Source organism: Helicobacter sp. MIT 01-3238, assembly GCF_003364135.1.
Taxonomy (GTDB): domain Bacteria; phylum Campylobacterota; class Campylobacteria; order Campylobacterales; family Helicobacteraceae; genus Helicobacter_B.
This window is the reverse complement of the sequence record NZ_NXLN01000062.1, coordinates 1-619: the sequence shown is the minus strand read 5'-3', so window position 1 is coordinate 619 and position 619 is coordinate 1. Positions and strand designations below refer to the sequence as shown.

Annotated in this window: 1 protein-coding gene; it reads right to left on the bottom strand. The window is 42.5% G+C overall.

The features are described 5' to 3' along the window. Window positions 1–243: 243 nt before the first annotated feature. Window positions 244–619 (bottom strand): hypothetical protein (locus tag CQA40_RS11380; RefSeq protein ID WP_181882938.1); only part of this gene is annotated, 376 nt, incomplete at its 5' end.

Here is a 619-nt window from a genome sequence, read left to right as displayed (position 1 = left end):
TTCTTGTGGATTACTAAAGAAACTGCGCTACGCTTGTTTTGCCACGCTCACTTTACTCGCTCGCAATGATAAAAAACAGCGCAAAACAACAATGACGAAGCCTTAAGAATCTAAAGATCCCCTAAAATCTAAAACCTAATCTACCCCTCGCTTACCAAATACCTAACCCACCCCCTTAATCCCCCTCCGCAGAGGGAGGGGGAATGGGATACTTCGAGCTACGCCCTTAGTATGACAATGGCATTACCCATCAATGTAATAGACTTTTTTCTTAGACTTCTTTGACTTTTTCTTGGACTTAGACTTCTTGCCTTTTTTGCTCTTTTTGCCCTCTGCTATGGAGCGAGATACAGCATTGCCGTCTTTGTCTGTTACATAGTCAGTTCCGCCGAACCAATACGCGTATTTGAAGTTTAGATTCGTGGTAACGCCGTTAAACCAGTCATTTGTCTTCACATTTGCCCCTTGAATATTTCGCTCTTTGGCAAATGTGCTAGCATAGAATAGTCCATCATAGCCGAAACTTAGCTCGTGGTTTTTCTTTATCATCCAAATCAAATCAAGCCCTAGATTTCCATACACTGCAGGGAGTGTGATTTCGCTAGCGTCTTTTAGGTTA